The following is a 20,219-nucleotide window of genomic DNA, read 5'->3' on the forward strand; positions in this document are numbered from 1 at the left end:
ACATATATTATAATTGCGTTCTTACTTCATCAAAGTCCCCATAAAAGAACTATCGCTAATGTTATTTCGAACGTGATTCAGCGTGTACCTTCATGCGCAAGCGGTGCAGGATGTTCAGCATCGGCTTTCTGGTCTTACTTACGATACCAATCACCTCAGCCCCAAGCTGGAGCGATACGAGCAACACACAGATGACAACGAGTGTTACCCAGTTCGCATCATGCGATGCGGCTACGGATTGGATAACCGCCAGCAATCCGAAGAATGCAGCAATCCCGTAAATGATGAGCACTGTCTTGCGATGGCTGAAGCCCAGTTCGCGCAGGCAATGGTGCAAGTGACCTTTGTCTGGTGCGAAGATCGGCTTCTTCTGCAGCCAGCGGCGTACAATCGCGAAGAATGTATCGGACAGCGGCACACCAATAATAAGCAATGGTGTAATGAACGACATGATTGCAATCTGCTTGAAGCCCAGCATGGACAAGACAGCCAAGCTGAAGCCTAAGAACAAGGAACCGGAATCCCCCATAAAGATCTTAGCTGGGTGGAAGTTAAAGAACAGGAATCCAATAATACTTCCAAGCAAGATCGCGCAGAGCAAGATGATTACCGGATTGCCCATAAAGATCGCCATGACGAGGATGGTAGCAATGGCAATAGCGGAAACACCAGCAGCCAGTCCATCCAAGCCATCAATCAAATTAATTGCATTCGTCACACCAACGATCCAGAAGATCGTAAGCGGAATTGCAACCCATGTTTCAATGAATAAATATTTATCGCCAAACGGCACATTTACAAAGTCTACAGTTAGATCAAATCCGAAAACCACGACACATGCAGCTACAATCTGACCGAGCAGTTTCGCTTTCGCAGACAACTCAACACGATCATCTAGTGCACCAATCAGAATAATGATGGAGCCTCCGGCAAGCATTGCCTTCACAAGATTCGCATCTCGCGATGAACCAAGCAGTGTATCAGGAATAAATAACATAAGCCCAAGCAGCGTCAGTACGAACGCCGCAAAAATAGCCAAACCACCCATGCGGGGCATGATGCGCGTATGCACTTTCCGCGCATTCGGTACGTCAACCGCACCTACTTTGATCGCAAACTTCTTCACTAAAGGCGTTAATCCTGTGGCAAGCAGCAGAGCTGCCAGGCAGCCACCAATTGCGTATACGGTCATCATCGGTAGTTTCAACCCCCATTTATGTTACCGGATCGAATTATACTCCGTTCAAAATGGAAACACCAATGCCGGATTTATGTGAAAACTTACGAAAATGAAAGATTAAGCGTCATTTTACTGCACTTTTGTGGGCTTATCTTTATCCCGCATCACTTTCCAAGCAAATTTAGGCAATGCCATCATTCGCATGAAGCGTTTCGGTTCCTTGACTAAGCGATACAGCCATTCAATACGCAGCTTCTGTACCCACATTGGTGCCCGCTTGGCCTTGCCTGAAATAACATCAAAGCTTCCCCCAACACCCATCATAAAGGGAACTTGCAGCTGTTGGCGATATTTTGCAATCCAAGGATCTTGTGTGTCGGCTCCGCGAGCAACGAACAATAAGTCAGGATTCGCCGCACGAACTTGTGCAATAACCTCTTCATCTTCATCACTTTTGAAAAAGCCATCTCGGTATCCGACAATGGAGATGGACGGATACTGTTCTTGTAACCGTTCTGCTGCCGCTTGAACCACCTCTGGAGCTGCACCCAAGAGATACACCTTCCACTTGCGCGGTTCACCCATCTTCAGCATCTCATGCAGCAGATCGAAGCCCGTTACTCGTTCAACGACAGGATCACCGAACTTATTAGCTGCCCAGACAATGCCTGTTCCATCTGGAACAACCAAGTCCGCCTGCTTCATGACGGCCATATTCTTATCATTCTCCAAGGCGGCCATCACCATGATGGGATTCGCTGTAATCACCTGAATGGAGCGCCCAGCGTCAATATGATCAACAAGAAGCTTTACGGTATCTTCCATATTCAACTTGGAAAAGGGAATGCCGTAAATCGAAACCTTAGGTACATCCTTCATTTCTAACATATCACAAACCACCTTACGCCTTATGACGCAGCCATTGCACAATTTGTTGCGCCGGCTGTTCTGCTTCTTGCTTCAATAAAGTTATTGCTTTTTGATGTTTCTCGCGCCAGCCATCTACATCATCGAGCAAGCAGCACATATGAGATGCAGCACGAGCAGCATCTAGCTTGGCTGTTGTGCCAATCGCCTCTTCCTGCAGTCGATGCAGGAATTGGTCGATCTTCGGATCATAAGAAATACCCGCAAGCGGCACCTCTTGGGAGGCCGCATAAATGAGAGAATGCAATCGCATTCCGACTAACACCCTGCATTGACTTACTTCCTGCAGCATGGACTGAGGATGCTCAAGCGGAGCGCATAAGCTCATCACTGTGCCAGCTTCAGAAGCAGCAGCTGATGGGTCGCCGCACAATCCATCTACTTCGGAAACCTCATCCTCAAGCTTCTTCATGACATAACGGGATGCCTCTTCATCACTTGCTCCATGGAACGGCAAAAACCGCAAATGGACTTTCCGCATCCGACTAAGCTGAAGCAGCATATCAGCGATCGCATCCATATCGGATCGATCTTGATTCCAGAATCGAAGGGAAACCCCAACATAGGGGCAGCCTGCCGCATCGAACCCTGTCCCATAATCGAGTGCGGGCTGCCCAGGCTTAGATGACGGCAACCGAAGACCCATTACTGGATCAGGTACAACATGGATCGCATCTTGCCCTACTCCCATTCGCATCAAGAGCTCTGCAGACTCCCGATCACGTACAGACACATAAGCAGCTCGGTTAAATACGTGACGAATGTACGGATAGAAAGACTGGCTGTTTACCGGACCAACTCCTTGCGAATAAATGAACGTCGGCTTACGGAACCACTGTGCCAGTTTCAGCACACCTAAGTAATAAGGAATCGTCTTCGAACTGGTCGCATCCTGCAGCAAGCTTCCGCCGCCGCTAATCAACCCATCGCTGCTGCGAATCGCGGCCAGCAAGGCTCCGGGCTTCATTCGATGCACTGCTTCTACCCCATACAACCGAGTCGTTGTCTCTGGATCACCAGACAATACGACAGGCTCGATTGCCATGCCAGCTTCTTCGCCAGCACGTTCCAAGGCGGTCAGTATCGACAACAGAACCGCCTCGTCACCACTATTATTGAATCCGTAATATCCGGACAGTACTATTCTTGTAGCTTTGGACGCCATGCATCCCAACACCTTTCAATGATAGTCCATACGAAAATGCCAATAATTCCGATAACCAGTCCAAGGCCAAGACCCAGGAGTGTGCGAATTGTCGACATGATGATCGGCGTATGGATATGAGCGAACGTATCAACCATAGACAACTGGCCAATAACAGCGATGATGAACGCATATAGAGCTATCCGATAACGGTATGCTGCAAATGCCGCAATCAAGAACAACGGGTGCGCCATCAAGAACTCTTTATTTCGCGGACGAACACCCAACGTATTCTCAAGCAAGGAACGGAATGATTTCTCCAAGGAAGATACGTTTCCAGCGTTCCCCGTACGCGATAGGTAGTACATTCCAACTACGCCCGCGATGCCAGCAGCCACGACCATCAATACCGTAACCGGCATCTTAAGCCAACGATTGGCTTCCTTCACAACAGAATCTCCACGGTAGAGGAAGATATACAATGCGGTAAGGCCAATCGGCAGGAAGTGCAGCAGACTGACTCCACGGAATTGAGTTATTACAAGGCTGTACGTAATGTTGTTAAGCAATGCAATCACGAACGGAATAGCCATCAGCGACAACACCGTCGTGCGCAAGAACAATCCAACCGATTTGCCAAAGCGAGCCTTGAAGCTTGTAACCGGAGGACTCATGTCCACTCTTCGAACAGCGAGCACCATCGCAATCGTTGGCGCACTTATCGCCACCCCAAGGGCAAGCACTTGCTCGAAGAAGGCTGGCTTCAATACGTACATTCCTGCGCTTCCAATCAAGCCCAGAACGAAGGCAGGAAGCATCACAGCCGGCACAAAATAAGAAAGCATCAGCGCGATTAATGCTACGCCGCCAATAACTACGATGATCTTCGCAATTTTCTGCCATGAAGCGTCAAATACCGTAAATGGCTCAGCTGTGCCCATTATAAATCCGTTTTTCTCAATCGATGCAATTGCATCTCCAGGCTCTTTCAGTGTGTGAATCAGATTATCAATGGAAGTCACAATCTCAGACTTCTTCATATCTTTTTTCACACCTGCGTTCAAATAAATCATCCGAATATTGCGATCCTTCGTAGCAAGCGAGAAGCGATCAGCTAATACATCGATTTCATTGAATGACTCCTGATCGTTAATCGAATGAAGTCGAACTACATTATATTTCGTCAAATAAGCAAGCTTGTTCATCCCCTGCTGCGGCTTCTTCAAGCCTTCAATGGCAGCAATACCGATGTTGTGCTTATTTAATAAATCAGCAAAGCCTGTCAAACTTTTTTTCTCTGCATCATCATTAAAGCCTTTAACTGCATCGCCATCAAAGAGAATACGCGTTACGCCCAATGAATTGTAGTATTGCAGCAGCTCATCCATTTGCTCTTGATCATATTCCGAGCTGTCGGACAAACGCGGCATAATTGTATATCCTTTATCCACAAGCTTCTGAATTGTGATTGGATCCTGTGGCATTGACTTCATTACTGCGGATTCAACCGGAGTTTCCAAGATCAAACCATTGTGGCCTTCATACTGCCACGTACGAACCTCTACACCTAAACGAAGGAAAGTCTTCTCAATCATAGGAGAAAGCTTCTGTTCGTTCTCAGATGACGTGAACAAAAGATATGTATAATTTTCATTCAGAGGCGGAAGCTTCTTCTGCAGCGCTGCTGCATCGCTAGAGTTGTAAATCAACAATCTTCGTGCGGACTTCATATCCGACAAATTGCTTTCGAACAACGCCATCGTGTGAACGCCTGCATCTTTTAAGCGTCCCAACTGCTCATCAATAAACTCATTTGGCTTGGGCATCAGCGTAGACATATCGACCAAATTTCGATAATTGAATACAATTTCAACCTTATTTGCCGACTGTTCTGTCTGTACGCGCTGCACTGCTACAGGAATAGCAGCTACCAGTCCGACAATGACCACAAGCCATAGCCACTTTTTCATTTGTCGGTTCCATTTCTCTACCTGTTGAAACACTTGTTTCCCTCCTTAAGCCATTCCGAATACATCATCATGTGGAATATCACAATGCTTCTACCGTGCATCATTCGATGAGTTCCGAGTCCATTCGACACCGATGGCACACAGCTAATGTTCAGCTCCGGTTATCCTTAGAATAACCGAACTCTCTGCATTCATTGCAAATGATTCCGCCTGTGCTGTATTCTACTCGCGGTCCGACAATGCGAACATCAATTCACCTTCAGCAACGACCTTATCGCCAACCTTGGCTGTTGCCTGTCCCTTGCCGATCGTTCCCTTTAAGCGTGTGATATCTACTGTAAGTGTAAGCGTATCGCCAGGCACGACTTGCCCACGAAAACGGAAATTGTCGATTCCAGCAAAGAAAGCAAGTTTCCCCTGATTTTGCTCCAATTTCAAAATAGCTACTGCACCAACCTGTGCGAGCGCTTCAACAATGAGAACTCCCGGCATAACCGGATAACCAGGGAAGTGACCTGCAAAATGCGGCTCGTTCATCGTAACATTCTTAATTCCGACGGCACTCTTGCCTTCTTCTACTTCAAGAATACGGTCAACGAGCAGAAAAGGGTAACGGTGTGGAATAATTTCCTGAATTTGCTCAACTGTCAACATAAATACAAACTCCTCTCTTCCTCTGTCGTATAAGACGACAGCTATGCGTCAATACTAAGATCATCCTTCATGACTGCAGGCCTGAAGGTTGAGATAAGGGGCTTCCCGCAGCTTCGGCTGTTCGGGGAGCTCTCTTCTTAGAATCAGAATGCGCAACTTCCATGCAAGTCATTCTGTCTTAGCAAGACAAGTAAAGACAAGTAACTTGAACGTAAAACAAATGACGAATCGTCATCAAGGTAAAAATAAGACATTTCTTTCGTTGTCCCACAAGAGACATGCCTGCATCATACCCGATGCTCAGCTTCTGCCTCTTCCTTGCGATTGATTCGAATAAACAAGAGCGCATACATAAAGGATGTAAGGAATGAGAATACGATAACCACCCATAAGAGCTCAACTGCATAAGTCCATTGGAAGTAGACGAACAGGATCGCGATATAATAGAAGACTGTCGTCAATTTCCCCATCCAATTCGCAGGCACTGTCTTCTTTCCCTTGAAATGAAATAAAGCGGAACATGCAATCATCCCTGCATCTCGAATCAGCATCGCTACAGCAGCCATCCATGGCATATCTCCAGACCATAGCAAAGAAAACATGACGGTCAACATCATAAGCTTATCTGCCAATGGATCCAACATCATGCCGATATTCGTTACTAAATTATGTTTGCGCGCGATATACCCGTCCAGAATATCGGTCAGTCCAGCGAGCAACCAAACTCCGAATGCGGCGTACCGCTCACCTATGAAGAACAAAGCCACATATACGGGGATGAGAACGAATCGAATCATCGTCAACATATTCGGTAAATTCAACCTCAAAACCCCCAGTTCCCCCCATTTTCATTGTTCCTCCAACTCATTATACATGCCCGAAAACAAAAATGAAACTTTATCAAATCGTATAGCTCCCTATAGCCCTCAAGGGAGGAGCGATGACGGACAAAGTCCTTTCGGCCACCAAACAAGCAAAAAATCCCCACAAAGTGGGGACTCCGCTATCCGAACACAAGTTGGAACAAGTGTGTCCATGTATTTATATTCAGTGCATCTGTAAAAGAGCCCTTACCTAACACGACAAATCCGGCAACCATTCCGCCGAATGTGGCAAGCACGCATAACAGTGGGACAATGGCCAGTCGAAAAATCCACTTCCCTGCCTTCGAACGACGAACCGGCTTCTGCTGAGGTGGCTGAGGTTCTTCCTGCTCCACCTCAGACGCTGGCTTAGCAGCATCCTTACCCTTGCGCAGACGCTGCTTGCGCCGCTCTTCGAATACTGGCTGCTGAGCAGGCTTGCCCACTACCGGCAATTCCTCATGAACGTCGGATTCGGCCTCCGTCTTCGTCTCCACATCCTCTGGTTCCGAGCCGGAATGAGAGCGGTGCAGACGCGCTAACGATATATCCTGTTGCAGCGGCTCGTACTCATAATCGAGCAGCTTCTTGTCTTTCCCTTCTTGGTCACTCATTATCTCACCTGCTTCGTTTACGCGCGAAGGTTATTCGCAAGCCCCCACATCGCGTCTCCGGAAGTCAAGGCCCGAGCGGACATCTGATACGCTCGCTGCGCTTGAATCAAGTCATTCATCTCGTCGATCAGCGATACATTCGATTGCTCAATCATGCCTTGCCGAACGTGAACCGCTTGGTTTTGTGTAAGATCAAGATCCTCCACAATAGCATTGCGGTTCGTATTTGGGGCCATTACGTAATAGTTGTTCTCTGTCTGAATAAGGAGTTCTGGGCTGATCGGCTTTACTACCTTCAGCGTAGCGATCGGATTCGGAACAACCGTCAAGCCGTTCTTCGTCGCGAATACTTGCCCCTTGTCATTAACCTGTATCTCTTGATCCAGTCCAATTCGGATCTCAGCGCCGTCTTTGTCCAGCACCTTATCCCCTTGAGCCGTCACAAGCACCTTTTCCTTCGTATTCGGATCAATCGTGTAATGAAAAGCGCCTTCTCGAATCCAAGCAGATTGACCATTGTCCAGTTCGAGCTCGAATAGCGCGTTGCCTTCCAACGCAAAATCCGTGCTTACACCTGTTTGCTTCAATGCCCCTTGCGTGAAGTCTCGACTTAATGCAGTCAAATAAGATCCATAGCCAAGCGTATATCCCATCGGGGTCGCTCTTCCTGGTTGGCGGTAATCTTTATCATGCTGTCTTACATTCGTAAGCACATCAGCGAATGTCGCTGACTTCCGCTTATAACCGTTCGTATTTAAGTTCGCCATATTGTCCGCGACGATATCCAGCTTGTGCTGAATGCCATTCATCGAAGAGGCTGCAGAAATCATAGACTGGTTCATATCGTTCCTCCTATTCTAAGCGCTTAGACGCGCCCTACCTCATTGACCGTCTTTTCCAGCGTCTTATCAAAGAATTGAACGACTTTCTGATTCGCCTCATAGGCACGGAAGGCCGTCATCATATCCGTCATCGATTGCGTAGGATCTACATTAGAACGCTCCAAATAGCCTTGCTGTACTTGAATTTGCTGCTGATCCCCAGCGGTCCACGCGACTGCCGCTGCTTGACCACCACCTGCCGCATCCAATCGGAAGCGGCCATTACCCGTTCTAATGAGTTGATTCGGATTGTCGATCCGGGAAATGAGCAGATCTGCCCCTGCAATCGCAGCGTTCGTACGCGCATCATACATCCGACCTGTCCCATCCAGCTTGATATCATCTATCGATACATTTGCCGGCAATACAATTGGAGCTTGATTCCGGTTCAGCACAAGTGCTCCGTCTGCCGCCGTCAGCTCATGGCGGGCATTCAAGCGAAAATGACCATCACGCGTAAACCGCAACTCATCGCCTTCCCGAACCGTAAAGAATGCTTCCGGCTTATAAACAATATTGCCTTGCGCATCCCGTCCCTTGCCTGAAGCATCAAAGACCACTCCCAGGACACCCAAATCCGCCAACAGCGCAAAGTCGCCTGATTGATTCGTCTGCATCAGATCGCCTTGGCTGAACAGCATACGGCTCTCTTCCGCGAATACCCCTGTATTCAAGCGGCCAATGGTACGACCTGCCCCTTGATCTCCGCCCTGTAAGGACAGCATCATCTCAGGAAATGAACGCACTGCCCCTGTTACTGACTTGAACCCGGGCGTATTGATATTCGTTATATTATTCGTAACCGTATCATGCCGCCGTTGTTGGGTCATCATGCCCGAGGCAGCTGTATATAAACCTCTAATCATGTCGTTTCCTCCCGATCTGTCAAAGCATATACAATGTATATCGGATTAAACGAATGATTTCTTAACGACCTTGTCCAAATTATCCAGCATGATTCCGGTACCTTTGACGACGCAGTGCATTGGATCCTCTGCAATAAGCACAGGAACCTTCAATTCGTCAGCCATCAGCTCGTCCAATCCATCAAGAAGCGCCCCGCCGCCAGTCAAAATGACGCCGCGATCGATAATATCCGCCGACAATTCTGGCGGTGTCCGTTCCAATACCGACTTCGCAGCAGCGACAATCGAAGAAATTGGATCCCACAAAGCTTCTCGAACTTCATCGGATGTGATCGTTACGGTATATGGGAGGCCCGAAACCATGTCACGTCCGCGGATGTCCATTTCCCGTTGTCCACCTTCACGCACCGTCCCGATGTTAATCTTAATATCTTCAGACGTACGCTCTCCGATTAGCAACTTATACTTGGATTTTATATATTTCATGATGGAGCTGTCGAACTTGTCCCCAGCAATTTTAATAGAAGAGGCGGTAACGATGTCTCCCATGGACAATACCGCCACGTCCGTCGTTCCGCCGCCGATGTCAACGACCATGTTGCCGCTCGGTTGGAAGATATCCATACCCGCGCCAATTGCCGCCGCCTTCGGTTCTTCTTCCAGGAAAACATCTTTGGCACCGCTCTTCTCAGCCGCTTCGCGAATTGCCTTCTGTTCTACTGAAGTAATATTTGTCGGCGCGCAAATCAAGATGCGTGGGTGCGAGTACCATTTGCGACCGCCGACTCGTGAAATAAAGTGCTTCAGCATTGCTTCCGTAACTTCGAAGTCAGCGATGACTCCGTCTCTAAGCGGGCGGATGGGTACGATATTGCCCGGTGTCCGACCAACCATTCTGTGGGCTTCTTCACCCACGGCGAGGACTCGCTTTGAATCGCTTTCGATTGCTACAACCGAAGGCTCGTTCAAGACGACCCCCTTCCCCTTGACATGGATGAGAACGTTTGCCGTTCCCAAGTCAATTCCAATATCCTTGCTAAGCATAAGTTCGAGAGCCTCCACATTCATTTTTCATGTCTAAATCGAGAAATTACGACCGTTTTCTGCAAAATATTTACTCATCGTTTACCATATCATACTTTCTCTGCTACGTTCAATGACAGATTGGAGGGCAGCTCACATTTTAAAAAGTTATTGGAATGGGGTGGTGGTTTAGGATTTACCGGCCGTCATCACCTCACGTTTTTTTGAAGTCGTCTTCTTATATTTGATCTTCGTTGCTTCTCCACCACGCAAGTGACGAACGGACTTATGGTATTCGAGAATGTGCTTCACCTGATCAGCCAGATCGGGGTTAATCTCAGGCAGCCGTTCGGTCAAATCTTTGTGCACCGTGCTTTTAGACACGCCGAACTCTTTAGCGATAGTACGAACCGTATGCTTCGTTTCGACGATGCAGCGGCCGATTTTGATGGTCCGTTCTTTGATGTAGTCGTGCACGTTCCCGCCTCCCTACTCGGTTTAATTGGTACATTATATGAGTGGGTCGCACACTTATGCGTTGTAACCGAGCCTGACAAGCTTGGCTTAACCGATATTTTTGCCAAGGCTCTCATCGGACAAGTCGAACAACAAGGCAATCCAAGCAAAGTTAAAACAGGAAAAAAAGCTTAGTCAAGCGGAATTCCGCTTCTTGGTAATCCGTGAATTCGATCATTCATCATTGGAGTGGCGAGAGCAAAAAAATATTAGAAAAAGTTCGTTTCAATTCCGCTATTCCTCCTACAAATAAAAAACGGACGAATGCCCTTAAGACATACGCCCGATGTTGTTACCATGTTTAACTGAATTAGTTTTTAACCAGAACCGTTGTCGGATTTACTGGCTTATTCTCATTGTACACCTCAAAGTGAACATGAACGCCCAGTTCCTTCTCCAATTCACTGCGACCTGCTGTAGCTAGCGCGTCGCCCTTCTTCACAACATCGCCTTGCTTCACTTTCACATCAGCCAAGCTCTGATATACTGTCTTCATGCCATTGCCATGATCCACTTCGACAACAAATCCATTCGTCGCATGCTGTTCAGCACGTGTTACTTTACCGCTCATTGCAGCTACTACATCAAATGCCTGCTTGTCCTTGCGCGCCAAGTCGATACCTACATTCGGAGTAAAGGTTTGCTTGTACTGCACCATTGCTGCCGCTTGCTCTTCCTTCGAAGCCTTCTCGTCATAGTACGGCATGACGACATCTACATCACCAGAATTCGCCACTGGCCAACCGAGTGTTTCGTTGGTTGCAACTACTTCGACTGCGTCCTCTTTGGTTCCAGCTGTTGTACCTGCAGTTGATTCGCCTTGCTTGATTGTTTGCCCTGCTTGCGTCGCATCCTTGTTTGGGTCGAGCGGTTTGTGATTCAAGTCTTGATAGACCCAGACTAGAGTTAGGATAATTGCTGCTGCGGCCATGTACAAAGCGGGGAATACCCATTTCTTCGACAACAGCTTTCTCCATGAGGATGTGTGAACCGCTTGAGCCCCTTGCATCGATTTGGAGGCTTCAGACGGATTTGCTGTGCTTGTCGTAGATGTATTCATCGTTGTTTTGTTTTTTGAGTTTTGATTTTGGTTTTGTTCACTCATTTGTGATCACCTCAGTAACCATTGTTACCGAGGCTAGTACTTTTATACGTAGAAATGCTAATTTTTAAGATATGAAGCTACCAATGCTTCTGCCAGAAGTCTAGCTCCTTATATAACAAGGGTTTCCCCTGCCTCTCTGCATAATTGATCTGCGTCTTGCTGAACTATCCTTTTAGTTTAGCCGATGCTAACTTCGAAGCTTTGTCCACCTTCACACCTTTATAATAGTACGTTACGATTTGTTCGGCAGTAGCCCCTTCCTTGGCCATTCCTTGCGCACCGTACTGGCTCATGCCAACACCATGCCCGAAACCGTACGTAGTAATGACTAGTTTTCCATCCACCATGCTCCAATCGAATGCACTCGATCGCAGCCCTAGCTTCTCTCGAATTTCGCGACCTGTGAACTGTTCTGTACCGACTTGAACTTGACCAACTCTCTTACCGGGGGTACGGGATAAGATCCGGAGCTGATTCCGAATGGCTTGCGCGGATCCGGACTTATTTGATGTCCCGCCACCGGATTGCAGCTTCAATGCTTGCGCGGATACACCTAGTTCTGATAGAAGCGTATCTACCTTATATGTAGTGCTCTCCGCAAATCGCGGCGCTACCCGTTCATCCCAAGGGCTTGCCACACTTTTCAAGTAAGCGACCGGGTTTCCCCAATAATCCTCGGCATTCTCGGTATATCCATTACTTGTGGAGAAAAATGCAGCCATAATCGGTTTGCCTTCATACGTAATGATCTGATCCTCTGTTTCCTCTACGGCCCGGCTCAGCTTCGCCGCCGCTTCCTTCGGCAGCCGCTCCATCTCCACGAGCGGCTTATAGGCTTGATGGGCGACGGTATCGGTTACGTCGGCCCCCTCAGGTGCGCCGCTTGTATCCTGCGCCAGCAGGCGGCGCATAATGTACGTACGGGCGGCCATCGCCTGCGCCTTGAGCGCTTCGAGCTCGAAGCTGCTCGGCATCTCTGCTGCGAGGACGCCGCGCACGTACTGCTCCAGCGCGACGCTCTCAACTTGGCGCGTGCCGCTCAGGTACACGCGCACCGTGGGCTGCGCCGCCGCTGTGCTGGGCGGCGGCGACACCTTCGGCGCTTGCGGCGCCGCGCGCTCGCTACGGGCGCTCGTGCTTACCCCCTGCTGGTGCTCTTGCACCAGCAGGAGCGGCACGAGCAGCGCGAGCGCAATAAGCGCGCCAGCCCATAGGGCGGTGCGCGCTAGCAGCGGCAGGGGGCGTCTTCGCAGGCCCCAGCGGCCCCTGCCGCCAAGGCGCAGGCGCGGCTTCAGCCAGCGTGCGAGCCGCCGCGCCTGCGCAGATAACATCGGTTGCGTTGCCATTGGTCTCACTCCTCTTTCTATTTTAACGATTCCTCTCACTTTCTTATCTAGCATTTCACGAAAAGAACAGAATCAATCCTCCTCTTTCTCTACCCTATGCTTTTTTAAGAGAAGACAGAACCACATACCCTCGTATCCCTTCCTGATTACGTGTAGAAGGTTTCTAGGTTCGATACGGATAACTACCAGCAACTCGTCATCTACACATGCGAATACATTCGAAAAATCGTATACGTACCAGGAAATCTTCATACAAAACAGCACATACTCAAAACATCTGCACCTAAAATCATATACACGCAAAAAAGCCGCCTCTTCACGAGGCGGCTTTATATCTAGCCGGTACACCTTTTCTATCGATGCAATTGTCTATATGATCCGGGTGGAAGCTCCTTCTCCAGCTTTAGCTCACGATAGGCTTACGCCCAAGTTGGCTGTGCTCGAAAAGTCCCTTCTTCCTTCTCTTCTTTCACGCCTTGTGGCTCTTCATTCATCTTAACGCGGTAGATATCTGCTCCGAGCGATGACAGCTTCTCTGCTAAGTGCACATAACCACGATCAATATGATGAACGCCTCCGACTTCTGTTGTGCCTTCCGCAATCAACCCTGCACAGATCAATGCAGCTCCAGCACGCAAGTCAGTTGCCGTTACCTTAGCACCTCTTAGCTTAGCCGGGCCTGTTACGACAGAAGTACGGCCTTCAACCTTGATGTTTGCATTCATCAGGTTGAATTCATCCACATGCATGAAGCGGTTTTCGAATACCGTTTCGGTTACTACAGATGTGCCTTCTGCTGCAAGCAGCAATGCCATCATTTGCGACTGCATGTCTGTCGGGAATCCAGGGTATGGAAGCGTCTTTACGTCGACAGCCTTCAACGGCTGTTCCGCACGGACGCGGATACCATTCTCATCCGGATCAATCGTAATGCCCATCTCTTCCATCTTAGCAATAACAGGACCAAGATGATCTGCAATCGCACCTTCCACATACACATCTCCGCCTGTCATCGCTGCAGCAACCATATAAGTTCCTGCTTCGACGCGGTCAGGGATAACCGTATGCTCAGCACCATGCAGATGATCCACACCTTCAATGCGGATAACGCCTGTTCCTGCACCGCGAACGACTGCGCCCATCTTGTTCAGATAGTTCGCCAAGTCGACGATTTCCGGCTCACGAGCAGCATTTTCAATAATTGTTGTACCTTCGGCCAATGTAGCGGCCATCATAATATTTTCCGTCGCACCGACACTCGCATAGTCCAAGTAAATCTTGGTACCCTTCAGTCGGCCGTTCACTTTCGCTTCAATATATCCTTGTCCAAGACCGATAACCGCACCCATAGCTTCAAAGCCTTTCAAATGCTGATCAATCGGACGACTCCCAATAGCGCATCCACCAGGCAGAGAAATACGCGCCTGTCCTGCGCGAGCCAACAATGGGCCCATGACGAGGAATGATGCTCGCATCTTACGTACCAACTCATATGGGGCTTCAAAAGAATGAAGGTTCTCCGCATTCACACGAATGGTTTCGTCGGCATATGTAAGGCTTGCACCTAATTTTTCTAGTACATTGTGTATCGTTTTCACATCGTCAAGTGGAGGTGCATCGCAAATTACGCTAACGCCTTTTTCTCCCAGTAACGAAGCAGCGATGATCGGAAGTACAGAGTTCTTCGCGCCACTAACACGCACAGTACCCGTCAATCGGTTGCCTCCGCGGACGATAAATTTACTCATCATGTTTCCCTCCGCGCTTTATTTCGCCCCATTATCCGTATATCTGTAAAAAATGGTACGTTCTTTTGATTTCCAAATTACATCATACCACTGCTTTACAGCTATGGACAAGCGATATTTTTCGACAGACCCTTCCACATTTTCCTTGGGGCTATCATCCAGTGTTGACATCTTCATTCGATGTTATTCGACAAGTGCTTGAACCCTTGCCGGACGGGGTTTAATCAAGAGGAAATTACGGTATTAACCCCGTCGGTGTACCGCCGTCCAATTCCTCTTAACCATTATTGATGGTTTCAAAACAAAAAACGCAGTGATTGTGTCCAGCTCCAATAATCGACAAAAAACTGTGCCACTGCCCGGCCAACCAAAATGGCTAAAATCAAATGAACCATTTTGCCTTGTGGGCTCTGCGGATGCCGAATGAACAAATCGATCTTTACATTTTGCAGTGCCCACCACGCGAGTGCAATGCACATCAGTGTAATGATCATTTGAATCGCGCCACTCCAGCCTACAGACGAGGTGACCTGTGTCCATGTTTCATTTCCGCCCACTTAGACTCCTCCTTACGATTTCCTATCCAAGGCAACGAGGAGCATCGCTGCGAACTCAGCCCGAGTCGCATCGCGATCCGGCTCGAACGTATTGCCTTCATAACCATGCACGTACCCTTGTCGCTTCATCTCAGCCAGCATAGGGGCTGCCCAATGGACAGCAGGAACATCCGCAAATGGCCCCGTGCTTATCGCTCCAGCCTTCAGATGAAGTGCATTGCCGATCATTACCGCCATCTGCGAACGCTTCACCTTCTGGTTGGGCGCGAAGCGCTGGCCACCAACACCCCCCGCAATACCGGCATTGGCAACTCGTGATACCGCAGAATACGCCCAATGCTTCGAAGTGACATCCTTGAATGAAGTTGTCTGCTTTCCCTTCGCATTCAACTTAAACGCATTGGCGAGAATGGACGCAGCCTCTGCACGAGTGATCGGCCGATCCGGGCCAAATTCCGCTTCAGGATAACCGTTAATCCAGCCTGACTTGACTGCTCGGACGATTGAATCCTTAGCCCAATGCTCCCCTATGTCTCGGAACCCAGCCACAAGTGGATCTGCCTGCACAGATAAGGAATAGAACTGTGTATCGAACTTATCGCTTGTCGTGAGTCGAACGTAGTACGTGCCCGGCTCCAGCTCAGCGCCCAATTCTACAGCGGATTCACCCAACCGGTTGCGTGCTGAGGCAAGCACCTTCTGCTCTCTCGACAGAACGGACATCGTCACCACACGATTCGAAGGCACATTGCCTATCCGAAAGTGCCCATACGCCTGCTCCTTCACTTTCCATTGGAACCAATCCACATCATTATCCTCATGAAAGACACCTTTATATTCCGTTCCTTCACTCATTGTGATCGCTTCGTATACTTTATCATTCGGCTCATTCGGATCCGTAAACTGAGTCAGGTATTCAATATGCAGCTTATACTCTCCCGCCACTGCTTCAGGACGAGCCGTTACTGCATTCTGCACCAATATATAATACTTGCCCGCAGGCAAGTCAGACAGAACTACCGATTCAGCTTGGCCTTCCTTCTGTTCATCCACCCATCGCGTTTCCATCTGTGAACCGCGAATCTCTATCGCAGGGTCAATACGCACGGTGTCTGTGTCTAGTTTCAACCGAAGTGTTGCCTTGGTCGGCAGTTGAATCGTATACCAATCCAAGTCGGAAGCATGACTGAATGTCCCTACAATATCCTGCGTCCGTGCAGGCAGGGCATATGCTTGAAACTGCTTGTCATTCGGTTCGAACGGATCCTCATAAATGAGAAAGCGTGACGACAGTTTGTAAGATATGGCTGCGCCAGCTTCTTCCGCATAGAATCGAAACACATTCTTCCCTTTTTTAACTGGAACGGTGAGCGGCTTGCTAATAGGGTGACTATACGCGGTACCCGAACGACTATCTGCTAAGAAATGTGTGATTCCGATTTTGCTAGTTCCTTGAATTCGCTGCACGTTCAACTCTAGTGTTCCATCGTAGGGTGCATCTACGACGAACCAGTTATTCTTCTTCTTCCCGTTCAATTCTGCTGCTAAGGAAGTGTCAATCGGGAACATCCTTGCCTTATCACGAGTTGTATTCGTCCCAAATGGATCCTTCTCTACCGGATTCAAGAGCGCTTGATCGGCACGCAGCATCCCGTATCCGCTAAGCTGGTCCCAGCCTTGGGCTTCGATATCTTTCGCCGTCTTCCGCAAATGCTGACGAATTTGATATGGCTTCAGTTCAGGATATTGGCTCCACAGCAATGCCGCCACTCCAGCTACTTGGGGAGCCGCCATCGAGGTGCCTTCCTCAGCAGCATAGCCACCACCTAATGCTGTGGTAAATACATGCCACGGTGCAACGAGATCCACTTCTGGCCCCGTATTCGAACGCGGCTCTACCCGCTGCTGTCTTGTGTTTCCACCGATGGCGAGCACCGTAGGATAAGCAGCTGGATATTTGACCGCGATTTTCTCTCCAAAGCGTTTGCCATCATTTCCAGTAGCTGCAATGAGTAGAACACCTTTCTGCTCGGCGTAATTCACAATCTCTTCCATGTACTTTGAATATCGGTACAGTCCAACCGACATGACAACGATTTTGGCACCGTGATCGACAGCGTATAGAATGCCCGCACCTAATTTATCCTCATCGCCATAGCCTCTAGCGTCAAGTGCCTTAATAGGCATGATCTTGGCTGACCATAGAATTCCGGTTGTCCCCTTGTTATTATTGCCTACTGCTGCGATGACGCCGGCAACGCTAGTACCATGACCGTTATCATCTTGTGGGATACCTGTATCTAGCAGGTTAACCCCCTTCACGATATTCGGCTTCAAATCGGGATGGTTAAAGTCAACTCCCGTATCAACCAGCGCAATTGTAGTAGACAAATTGCTCCTTGTCTTCGTCCATGCCGCTTCAATTCCGATTTGCTGCAAATAGTGCTGCTGCCCGTATAAAGTATCATTCGGCTTTATCACCGATTGCAGCGTTCGAACCGTATGATTCGGCTGGATGTATTCGATATCGTCCGAGCGCTTGGCATCGCGAAGCCAATCTTCCGACTTCTCTTCTTCCTTAGGTCGAACAACCATAATTCCTACTGATTCCTGTTCTGATTCTACTATACTTCGACGCAATAATACGTCATCCTGTGCCCCTTGTTTCCACTTAATAATCCATGAGGTTGCTTCCTCCTCATGGTTCTCATTCCTGACAAGACTCGCAGATGGCGATAGCTGCTCATTCGTCCAGCTTCGCTGCGTCGCCTCCTCCAACCTTACCTCGTATATCGGCGAGATCGCTTGGCGCATGCCTGACGCTTCTATCAGCAGCATGCTTGATAGTACAATGATGGTGCCAGTCACGACGACGCGAGGCAATCGTTTCATAATGAATCCCTTCCTATTCTTGTTCCGAAGGCCTGTGCTAGAGGGTGTTAAAACATGATTCCACGAGAAGATGACCAAATTCGTCGCCGAATCCAATTCTTCCGACCTCTACCTTGCTCTTTATTCACGTCAATGAATGGTAAAGACAAGCAATCAACGTTTCTCCCATCCATTCAATCACAATATACCTTTACACGTTAAACGTTATAAAGTTTCGCCATGGAGACATGCTTTCCTGTTCGTATTGATCAATTTGAGTCCTGAGTCCTACATTTACAAAAAAAAGAATCGAGGTCTCTCGTGAGAGACCTCGATTCTCCGCTAGCACATACTAGCCTATACGCCATTCCATGCTCCAACTAACCTGTGTTCCGATTACATGCGGATCAGCAAATCTACTCCAATTGAGAACACATGTTGAATGACCTTCACGACGAAACCAGGGAGCACACCGAGCAGCAGTACAATCAATACGCATAAGGCGATGACTGCTCGTTGAGTAATCGATATACGAACTTCATCCTCATTGCCAGCACGCATATACATCTGGCGTATGAAGCCGAAGTAGAAGTAGAAGGAGATTACGCCTGTTACCATCATGAGCACAGAGAGCCATACCGCATGGCTGGCAGCTGCTCCAAAAATGATGTACAGCTTACCCATGAATCCGGCTGTAACTGGGATTCCTGCAAGTGACAGCACAAGTACGGTCATCGCTACAGCTAGCCACGGAGAACGATAATACAGGCCGGCATATCCCTTCATTTCATCATGGCCTGCAGCGCGCTCCATAACCGTATGGACGGCAAACGCACCGATCGTCGTAAATAAATAGGCCAACAAGTAGAATAGGAACTCCGAGAAGTTCGATGAATGCCACGATCCATCCAACATATCGAGCCCAATCGGCACAAGCAGGTAACCTGCATTCGCAATACCAGACAAGGCTAGGAGCCGCTTGACATTCGACTGCTTGAGCGCCATTGTTGTCCCGATCACCATAGACACCGCTGCTAGCACGAGAAGAATCGTTGCGAAGTCGTGATAGATGAGCATATCCCTATTGGCACCCAGACCAAAATACAAACTATAGAATATGCGGAACAAAATTGCCAAGCTCGCACCTTTGGATACAACTGCCAAGAAGGCAGCGACAGGTGTTGGCGCACCCGCATATACATCAGGTGACCAGGCATGGAATGGTGCTGCTGCAACCTTAAAACCGAAGCCCACCAGCATGAGTAGAAAGCTGACATAGATGAGCGGTTCGAAGGAATGAACTTGATCCGCCAAGCCTCTTGCAATCGCACCAAGCTGCGTACTTCCTGTCATGCCGTATACAAAGGACATCCCGTATAAAATAAATGCAGACGCTACACTTCCCAGTACCGCGTATTTGAATGCACCTTCTGATGACTTCCGGTCATTCTTCTTCAACCCAACGAGAATGTAGGAAGTAATGCTCAACAATTCCAGACCAACATAAAGCGTAATTAGATCTCCTGATGAAGCCATGATCATCGCGCCAAGTGCAGCTGGAAGCAGCAAGTAATAATATTCGCCGCGATGCGGAATCTCCTTATCTCTTATATTGCCAATACTCATTAGCAGTATGAGTGCCGTACCGGTAAGAAATACAATTTTGAGCAGCAGGGCAAAATCATCAACGCGATAGCTTTGATTGAGCAGCTGCATAGATCGAGCCGCTTCCTCGTTAAGTAATGTTCGTTGATACAACTTCCATACGACGAAGCCAAGCGAAATTAGAACGCCCAGCAGGGACAGCCCCCCGATAATATCCCGGTTCACACGACGGGGCAGCGCCAAATCAATGAGCGAGATCACAATCGCTGCAATAACAAGCGTCAGCTCAGGTGCCAGCAGTGCGAGATCGCCCAATTGCAGCAGTTTAACTGTAGTCGCTTCCATGGGC

Annotated in this window: 18 protein-coding genes; 1 reads left to right on the top strand and 17 read right to left on the bottom strand. The window is 48.6% G+C overall.

The genetic code is table 11. The features are described 5' to 3' along the window. Positions 1 to 61: 61 nt before the first annotated feature. The 11 genes from M3661_RS00395 to spoIIID all read right to left on the bottom strand — a co-directional run bounded on the left by M3661_RS00395 (position 62) and on the right by spoIIID (position 10,599). Positions 62 to 1,195 (bottom strand): MraY family glycosyltransferase, encoded by a 1,134-nt coding sequence (locus M3661_RS00395; RefSeq protein ID WP_251481278.1) that lies wholly within the window; start codon positions 1,193 to 1,195, stop codon positions 62 to 64. Between the two features lie 114 nt (positions 1,196 to 1,309). Then, positions 1,310 to 2,068 (bottom strand): WecB/TagA/CpsF family glycosyltransferase, encoded by a 759-nt coding sequence (locus M3661_RS00400; RefSeq protein WP_251481280.1) that lies wholly within the window; start codon positions 2,066 to 2,068, stop codon positions 1,310 to 1,312. 13 nt (positions 2,069 to 2,081) lie between these two features. Beyond that, entirely contained in the window at positions 2,082 to 3,272 is a 1,191-nt protein-coding gene (csaB, locus tag M3661_RS00405; protein WP_251481282.1) for a polysaccharide pyruvyl transferase CsaB, read from the bottom strand. Then, entirely contained in the window at positions 3,248 to 5,254 is a 2,007-nt protein-coding gene (locus tag M3661_RS00410; RefSeq protein WP_251481289.1) for a DUF5693 family protein, read from the bottom strand. Before M3661_RS00410 ends, csaB begins: the two co-directional genes overlap by 25 nt. Before the next feature lie 189 nt (positions 5,255 to 5,443). Further along, a complete protein-coding gene (gene fabZ, locus M3661_RS00415) occupies positions 5,444 to 5,875 on the bottom strand; it encodes a 3-hydroxyacyl-ACP dehydratase FabZ (RefSeq protein WP_065291425.1) in 432 nt (143 codons plus the stop codon). Between the two features lie 287 nt (positions 5,876 to 6,162). Next, positions 6,163 to 6,696 carry a CDP-alcohol phosphatidyltransferase family protein gene (locus tag M3661_RS00420; protein ID WP_021257148.1) on the bottom strand — a complete coding sequence of 178 codons (534 nt, stop codon included), beginning with the start codon at positions 6,694 to 6,696 and terminating at the stop codon, positions 6,163 to 6,165. 182 nt (positions 6,697 to 6,878) lie between these two features. After that, on the bottom strand, positions 6,879 to 7,352 hold the full coding sequence (locus M3661_RS00425) for a DNA-directed RNA polymerase subunit beta (protein ID WP_083545107.1): 474 nt from the start codon (positions 7,350 to 7,352) through the stop codon (positions 6,879 to 6,881). A 17-nt stretch (positions 7,353 to 7,369) separates the two neighbouring features. Then, complete coding sequence (locus M3661_RS00430; RefSeq protein WP_142544833.1) at positions 7,370 to 8,194, bottom strand: flagellar hook-basal body protein; 825 nt, start codon at positions 8,192 to 8,194, stop codon at positions 7,370 to 7,372. A gap of 23 nt (positions 8,195 to 8,217) precedes the next feature. Then, entirely contained in the window at positions 8,218 to 9,099 is an 882-nt protein-coding gene (locus tag M3661_RS00435; protein WP_251481291.1) for a flagellar hook-basal body protein, read from the bottom strand. A 45-nt stretch (positions 9,100 to 9,144) separates the two neighbouring features. Next, positions 9,145 to 10,143, bottom strand: coding sequence for a rod shape-determining protein (gene mreB / locus M3661_RS00440; RefSeq protein WP_021257152.1), 999 nt, complete (start codon positions 10,141 to 10,143; stop codon positions 9,145 to 9,147). A gap of 168 nt (positions 10,144 to 10,311) precedes the next feature. After that, positions 10,312 to 10,599, bottom strand: a complete 288-nt coding sequence (spoIIID, locus tag M3661_RS00445; protein WP_021257153.1) for a sporulation transcriptional regulator SpoIIID — start codon at positions 10,597 to 10,599, stop codon at positions 10,312 to 10,314. Between spoIIID and M3661_RS00450 the strand changes: the two genes are divergently transcribed. Next, positions 10,537 to 10,773, top strand: a complete 237-nt coding sequence (locus M3661_RS00450) for a hypothetical protein (RefSeq protein WP_251482140.1) — start codon at positions 10,537 to 10,539, stop codon at positions 10,771 to 10,773. The two genes, spoIIID and M3661_RS00450, sit on opposite strands and share 63 nt — an antisense overlap. 175 nt (positions 10,774 to 10,948) lie before the next feature. Here the strand turns inward: M3661_RS00450 and M3661_RS00455 are convergent, their stop codons facing one another. From M3661_RS00455 to M3661_RS00480, 6 genes are all read right to left on the bottom strand, one after another. Then, positions 10,949 to 11,743, bottom strand: a complete 795-nt coding sequence (locus M3661_RS00455; protein ID WP_021257155.1) for a M23 family metallopeptidase — start codon at positions 11,741 to 11,743, stop codon at positions 10,949 to 10,951. A 164-nt stretch (positions 11,744 to 11,907) separates the two neighbouring features. After that, the gene (gene spoIID / locus M3661_RS00460; protein WP_251481293.1) at positions 11,908 to 13,089 is read right to left on the bottom strand and encodes a stage II sporulation protein D; all 1,182 of its coding nucleotides are present in this window, start codon (positions 13,087 to 13,089) and stop codon (positions 11,908 to 11,910) included. A 419-nt stretch (positions 13,090 to 13,508) separates the two neighbouring features. Then, positions 13,509 to 14,837 carry a UDP-N-acetylglucosamine 1-carboxyvinyltransferase gene (gene murA / locus M3661_RS00465; RefSeq protein ID WP_021257158.1) on the bottom strand — a complete coding sequence of 443 codons (1,329 nt, stop codon included), beginning with the start codon at positions 14,835 to 14,837 and terminating at the stop codon, positions 13,509 to 13,511. A 296-nt stretch (positions 14,838 to 15,133) separates the two neighbouring features. Continuing rightward, complete coding sequence (locus M3661_RS00470) at positions 15,134 to 15,394, bottom strand: DUF1146 family protein (protein WP_021257159.1); 261 nt, start codon at positions 15,392 to 15,394, stop codon at positions 15,134 to 15,136. 12 nt (positions 15,395 to 15,406) lie between these two features. Continuing rightward, a complete protein-coding gene (locus M3661_RS00475) occupies positions 15,407 to 18,286 on the bottom strand; it encodes a S8 family serine peptidase (protein WP_251481296.1) in 2,880 nt (959 codons plus the stop codon). Between the two features lie 375 nt (positions 18,287 to 18,661). Next, positions 18,662 to 20,215, bottom strand: coding sequence for an NADH-quinone oxidoreductase subunit N (locus M3661_RS00480; protein ID WP_251481299.1), 1,554 nt, complete (start codon positions 20,213 to 20,215; stop codon positions 18,662 to 18,664). Positions 20,216 to 20,219: the final 4 nt, after the last annotated feature.

Origin of the sequence: Paenibacillus sp. MER 180, assembly GCF_023713665.1 — a bacterium.
GTDB lineage: Bacteria > Bacillota > Bacilli > Paenibacillales > Paenibacillaceae > Paenibacillus_B > Paenibacillus_B suaedae.

Excerpts from the sequence above, each read along its gene's own strand:
- M3661_RS00395 (WP_251481278.1), bottom strand. The coding sequence starts at position 1,195 with ATGATGACCGTATACGCAATTGGTGGCTGCCTGGCAGCTCTGCTGCTT.
- M3661_RS00400 (WP_251481280.1), bottom strand. The coding sequence starts at position 2,068 with ATGTTAGAAATGAAGGATGTACCTAAGGTTTCGATTTACGGCATTCCC.
- csaB (WP_251481282.1), bottom strand. The coding sequence starts at position 3,272 with ATGGCGTCCAAAGCTACAAGAATAGTACTGTCCGGATATTACGGATTC.
- fabZ (WP_065291425.1), bottom strand. The coding sequence starts at position 5,875 with ATGTTGACAGTTGAGCAAATTCAGGAAATTATTCCACACCGTTACCCT.
- M3661_RS00425 (WP_083545107.1), bottom strand. The coding sequence starts at position 7,352 with ATGAGTGACCAAGAAGGGAAAGACAAGAAGCTGCTCGATTATGAGTAC.
- M3661_RS00430 (WP_142544833.1), bottom strand. The coding sequence starts at position 8,194 with ATGAACCAGTCTATGATTTCTGCAGCCTCTTCGATGAATGGCATTCAG.
- M3661_RS00435 (WP_251481291.1), bottom strand. The coding sequence starts at position 9,099 with ATGATTAGAGGTTTATATACAGCTGCCTCGGGCATGATGACCCAACAA.
- mreB (WP_021257152.1), bottom strand. The coding sequence starts at position 10,143 with ATGCTTAGCAAGGATATTGGAATTGACTTGGGAACGGCAAACGTTCTC.
- M3661_RS00450 (WP_251482140.1), top strand. The coding sequence starts at position 10,537 with ATGCTTCGTTTCGACGATGCAGCGGCCGATTTTGATGGTCCGTTCTTT.
- M3661_RS00455 (WP_021257155.1), bottom strand. The coding sequence starts at position 11,743 with ATGAGTGAACAAAACCAAAATCAAAACTCAAAAAACAAAACAACGATG.
- spoIID (WP_251481293.1), bottom strand. The coding sequence starts at position 13,089 with ATGGCAACGCAACCGATGTTATCTGCGCAGGCGCGGCGGCTCGCACGC.
- murA (WP_021257158.1), bottom strand. The coding sequence starts at position 14,837 with ATGAGTAAATTTATCGTCCGCGGAGGCAACCGATTGACGGGTACTGTG.
- M3661_RS00475 (WP_251481296.1), bottom strand. The coding sequence starts at position 18,286 with ATGAAACGATTGCCTCGCGTCGTCGTGACTGGCACCATCATTGTACTA.
- M3661_RS00480 (WP_251481299.1), bottom strand. The coding sequence starts at position 20,215 with ATGGAAGCGACTACAGTTAAACTGCTGCAATTGGGCGATCTCGCACTG.